Origin of the sequence: Halocynthiibacter namhaensis (assembly GCF_000812685.1) — a bacterium.
GTDB lineage: Bacteria > Pseudomonadota > Alphaproteobacteria > Rhodobacterales > Rhodobacteraceae > Halocynthiibacter > Halocynthiibacter namhaensis.
The window spans coordinates 1-4,919 of sequence record NZ_JWIF01000038.1 but is presented as its reverse complement, the minus strand read 5'-3'; the positions used below and the strand labels follow the sequence as shown (position 1 = coordinate 4,919).

Sequence of the window (4,919 nt, the reverse complement as noted above, 5' to 3'; positions counted from 1 at the left end):
TCGCAGGGTCGGACGTCTGATGGGCGAGAATGGCATCAAGATCATCAGAACCCAGAAATACAAGGCGACAACGGACAGCAACCACACGTTCAACATTGCACCAAATCTGTTGGATCAAGATTTCTCAGCGACTGGCCCCAATCAGAAATGGGCTGGCGACATCAGCTACATTTGGACCAGCGAAGGTTGGCTGTATCTTGCCGTCATCCTTGACCTGTATTCTCGCCGCGTCATCGGATGGGCTATCAGTAACCGCATGAAGAAGGATCTGGCAATCCGGGCGTTAGATATGGCCGTTGCTTTGCGCCAACCACCGGAGGATTGCATTCACCATACGGATCGTGGTTCACAATATTGCTCAAATGAGTATCAGAAGCGCTTGTCCAAGCACGGTTTCAAGGTCTCGATGAGCGGCAAGGGAAATTGTTATGATAATTCTATGGTCGAGACGTTCTTCAAATCCATTAAGGCTGAGCTGATTTGGCGCAACCGTTGGGACACACGCCGTCAGGCTGAAGGCGCGATCTTCCAGTATATCAACGGGTTCTATAACCCGCGCCGTCGCCACTCATCGCTTGGCGGGAAAAGTCCCTTGGCTTTTGAGCGAAAGGCCGCATAAATGAGTTCAGAGACCGGAACGTAAGCGGGACAAGACCACTCTCTGCATCGCGTCAATAAAGCTCAGTACAACCTTGCTTTCCAGAGCCCCTGTAGTCGTCATGTTGGTGGCTTGGCGCAATCCAAGATAGATATAGAAGTCATCATCATGGTGTCTGTTGAACTTGAAGCGATCAGTTGGGAGGTGTGCTACCGCGATTGCTTTGTCCGGAAATGGGAAATTTAATGGATCAACAAGCTCCGAATTCTGCCAAACGCGCAAACTGCGTTGATTTCTCTCAATCGTCCAGACATCCTCGCCTAGTCGATACTTGACTGTCGCTTGGGAACTCTGGGTGCTCTTGCCTTTTACGCTCAAACTGCTTTTGCGATGTCTCGCGTCTGGAAAAAGCTCTTGGTTTTGTGGTCTGAACTGAGATTTGGAATCTTGGGCAGCGTCGCCGCTTTCGTTCAGTTCGCGCCTAAGGCCATCGATATTGGTCAATTCTTCGACCAAAGATGCAAGAACACGGCTTTTGTTTGAGCCATTTGGTCCGATCAAAATAGACGCCTTGGGTCCAACCTCGTTTTCTTGATTGGCGAACAGTGGCAGATTGATCTCCGGCGTACTGTACGAAATTATGTAGAAATCTTTTAGTTCAGAATTTTCCAAAGTTCTTTTCCCAATACCGACTTTCGCCCTCACAACTTTGCGGCGATTAAAATGCGCATGCAAGTCCTGAAGTCAGATGCTAGCCACTATGCGCCAAATGGTGATGGTAAATTCTGGTCGGCCCACAGCCGCAGTAATCTTGGGTATCACTGGGGTTGCAGGAGCAGTGTGCTTGAATGCTCTGGTAGGAGACAGACCGAGACGATCTGCCGAGTGCAAAGATCAAGATTTTCAATCGGCTAAGCGGCGGGTTGAGCTGTCCTGAAACAGCCCGCGCAGACAACAAGGCTAATTGAAAATCCTCGTGTCGGTGGTTCAAATCCGCCCCTGGGCACCATTTACTTCAGAAAATGGAATAATAGAAAACATCCCAAGCGGTTGACCTTTCGCGGGCTTTTCAATACGTCGGTTTCATGCCCGCATCTCTTGATACCATCTTCTCAGCCCTCTCTGACGCCACCCGTCGCCAGATCCTGACCATGCTGCTGGAAGATGATATGGCCGTCACCGATGTGGCAGAGCCGTTCAACATGTCATTGGCCGCGATCTCTAAGCATCTCGGTGTTTTGACCAACGCTGGCCTCATCAGTCAAGAAAAACGCGGGCGGGTCAAATGGTGCCGGATTGAAGAAACCGCATTGCGTGAAGCATCTGCTTGGATGCAGGGCTTTGGCCACTTCGAAGCCGTCAATCTAGACGATTTTGAACGATTCCTCGAACATGAGCTCGGCGACTAATTACGCTTCCTTCAGCAACCCCAACAGCGCCAAAATGGTCAACGCCACCCCTGCCAAAACCAACACAGACGGCACGCCATTGCCAAAACCAATTTCCCATAGGATCACCCAACTTGGCGTCAACCATGTATAGGCCATCACCTTCGAAGAAGGTAGATGCATGGTCGCATATTGCACCAAATAAAACGTAATCGCTGTCGCAAAAATGGTGGTGTAAGCAATGGTGACCCACACAATTCCAGGCAGTGAAAACCAGTCGGTGGCAAATGCGGATGGCCCAGCTACAACCGCCAAGACAATAGCCCCACCAATCAATGTACCCAGGGTAAACACCAAGGGGTCCTCCCCACGATTTAGTTTTCTAATCAAAGGGGTATACAAAGCGTGTGCAGCGCAACCAACGAGATATATCATCTCGCCCGATCCGATACGAAATGCCAAAAACGCGTGGACATCCGCATCAAATATCACCCAAAGTGCCCCCAAGGCACCAATCGCCAAGGATGCCGCAATCAGAGCTGTGGTGACTTGACGCAACAAAAACCAACCAAATACCGCGGACATAATTGGAGTCATCGTAAAGACCGCAGCAGCCGACACTGGCGGCGCGCTTTTCAATCCCTCAAACATCAACACGAAATATACCGCAAACAGGCCACCCAAGGCGACATATCGCCAGGATGCCCGCCGCGCCGCGACCGGGACACCGCCGCGCATGGCCACCAGAGCCCCAATCAGCATCGCCGCCAAGAGGAAGCGCACAAACACCAATGCAAGGGGGGCAATCTCATTGGCGGCCAAGGATCCAAGACTGAAGGATCCCGCCACCAAGGCCGAAAACACCAACATTGCAATATGCCCGCGCAGGCTATGCGCCATTCTGGTCATAGAGCACATCCTTTGGCCTGCGCCGTGGCTTTAAGATGTCCCATCTGGGACGGCGAAAAGCCACGTTTGCAATCAGGCGTCACAGCCCATACCATCCTCTGGGCCCCAGTCCGCGGAACGTTCCTTCAAGAACTTCAGGAAAGTTTGCACCTTCAACGTGCGATGCAAGTCTACATGCGTCACCAGCCACAGCTGCGCCACCCATTCAGGCTTCGGCGGCAGAACCTGCACCATGTCCGGGTGCATCTGAGCGCCCCATTCCATCATAAATCCCAGGCCCGCACCGGCAACAACAGCATCCTCAAGGCTGATAAACCCTGACGCCCGATAAGAAATCTTCGCATCTGGAATTTCTTCATCAAGCCAACGATAAAATGGTGCCCGCTTAAAGCTTTTATCACCGGCAACAAAACGGTGTTTGCGTAAATCATCCAGCGTTTCAGGCATTCCTGCCTCATCAATATAGCTTTTTGCACCATATAAAGCGACGCATTGGGTGGTCAGTTTCTGCACGACGTTATCGGGTTGTTCCGGGGCATTGCCCGCACGGATCGCCACATGGGCCTCGCCGTATTCCAAACGAAACAAGCGATCCCCCGTCAGGAACTGGATATTCACATCTGGATGTTCTTTCTGAAAATCCACAAGAATTGGCGTCAATAACGGCGACAAAGACGCAAGCGATGTAATGATCAAATCGCCCTGCACTGAATCACCCTGCCCGCGAATACGTCCCGCCAGCTGTGTCAGCTGATCATCGGTCGTCTGGGCAACTTGCATCAAATCTTGCCCGGCCTCCGTTGCTGAATACCCCCGTGCATGGCGCTGAAACAGCTTGGTGCCAAGGCGTTCTTCTAGCGCGTCAACATGCCGGATCACCGTGGCATGATGCACTCCGAGAACTTCCGCAGCACCAGATACAGTCCCAATCCGGGCCACTTGATACGCCGTTCGAATCTCATCCCAATTGTCCATCTCACGCACCCCTATTGTCTGCCTATTTGCAGACCAATATGTGCATGATCTCACAGATCGCAAGTTTTTTCACCGCTTTCGTTCCAGTTTGCAGGAATGCCATAGCATTTTCCAAAAAATCTTCTTGTGCTGTGAATGCAATTCGCTCACGGATTGACCCCGTTCCAATATTTCCAATGATGGGTTTCCTGTTGAAAATCACCCAAAATAAGCCCGATCAACTTTCGTTGCACCACCGGCCAATCGGAACGGTTCTGTTCAACCTGCTTTGGTTGATTGGCTTCAACATTTTGGGTTTTATCATTTTGCGTGGCGGTGAGCCCTCCGGTGTTTACCTTAACGCTGCTGGCATTCTCATTCCTTGCATCATATCCCTAAATATGACCCGGCGCGTGATCATCACCTTCGACCGCCCCTCAAATACATTCAGCACCCGTCACGACTACTTGCTCAGCAAACAACAGAAACACTATAAGCTGGATTGCGTTCTCCACGCTCGGCTAGAGGTCACAAATTTCGGAAGACATGATGGTCTTGTCCCGCTTACGTTCCGGTCTCTGAACTCATTTATGCGGCCTTTCGCTCAAAAGCCAAGGGACTTTTCCCGCCAAGCGATGAGTGGCGACGGCGCGGGTTATAGAACCCGTTGATATACTGGAAGATCGCGCCTTCAGCCTGACGGCGTGTGTCCCAACGGTTGCGCCAAATCAGCTCAGCCTTAATGGATTTGAAGAACGTCTCGACCATAGAATTATCATAACAATTTCCCTTGCCGCTCATCGAGACCTTGAAACCGTGCTTGGACAAGCGCTTCTGATACTCATTTGAGCAATATTGTGAACCACGATCCGTATGGTGAATGCAATCCTCCGGTGGTTGGCGCAAAGCAACGGCCATATCTAACGCCCGGATTGCCAGATCCTTCTTCATGCGGTTACTGATAGCCCAGCCGATGACGCGGCGAGAATACAGGTCAAGGATGACGGCAAGATACAGCCAACCTTCGCTGGTCCAAATGTAGCTGATGTCGCCAGCCCATTTCTGATTGG

General features: G+C 51.3%; 6 protein-coding genes and 1 tRNA gene. 3 read left to right on the top strand and 4 right to left on the bottom strand.

The genetic code is table 11. The annotated features are described in order from the left end of the window. On the top strand, positions 1 to 619 hold a 619-nt coding region (locus RJ38_RS05990), incomplete at its 5' end, for an IS3 family transposase (RefSeq protein ID WP_039017055.1). A 6-nt stretch (positions 620 to 625) separates the two neighbouring features. On the opposite strand, the gene RJ38_RS05985 is transcribed toward RJ38_RS05990, so the two are convergent. After that, the gene (locus RJ38_RS05985) at positions 626 to 1,270 is read right to left on the bottom strand and encodes a hypothetical protein (RefSeq protein WP_039017983.1); all 645 of its coding nucleotides are present in this window, start codon (positions 1,268 to 1,270) and stop codon (positions 626 to 628) included. 249 nt (positions 1,271 to 1,519) lie between these two features. Between RJ38_RS05985 and RJ38_RS18825 the strand changes: the two genes are divergently transcribed. Both RJ38_RS18825 and RJ38_RS05980 read left to right on the top strand, forming a co-directional pair. Next, positions 1,520 to 1,607 (top strand) — tRNA-Phe (locus RJ38_RS18825). A 76-nt stretch (positions 1,608 to 1,683) separates the two neighbouring features. Then, positions 1,684 to 2,007 carry an ArsR/SmtB family transcription factor gene (locus tag RJ38_RS05980; protein ID WP_039017982.1) on the top strand — a complete coding sequence of 108 codons (324 nt, stop codon included), beginning with the start codon at positions 1,684 to 1,686 and terminating at the stop codon, positions 2,005 to 2,007. Here RJ38_RS05980 and RJ38_RS05975 read toward each other — a convergent pair whose 3' ends face one another. The 3 genes from RJ38_RS05975 to RJ38_RS05960 all read right to left on the bottom strand — a co-directional run. Then, positions 2,008 to 2,886 (bottom strand): DMT family transporter, encoded by an 879-nt coding sequence (locus RJ38_RS05975; protein WP_039017984.1) that lies wholly within the window; start codon positions 2,884 to 2,886, stop codon positions 2,008 to 2,010. A gap of 81 nt (positions 2,887 to 2,967) precedes the next feature. Further along, positions 2,968 to 3,870: a LysR family transcriptional regulator gene (locus RJ38_RS05970; protein ID WP_039017981.1), complete on the bottom strand. Its 903-nt coding sequence runs from the start codon at positions 3,868 to 3,870 to the stop codon at positions 2,968 to 2,970. A 567-nt stretch (positions 3,871 to 4,437) separates the two neighbouring features. Further along, positions 4,438 to 4,919: IS3 family transposase (locus RJ38_RS05960; RefSeq protein ID WP_039017066.1), on the bottom strand; the 482-nt coding region annotated here is incomplete at its 5' end.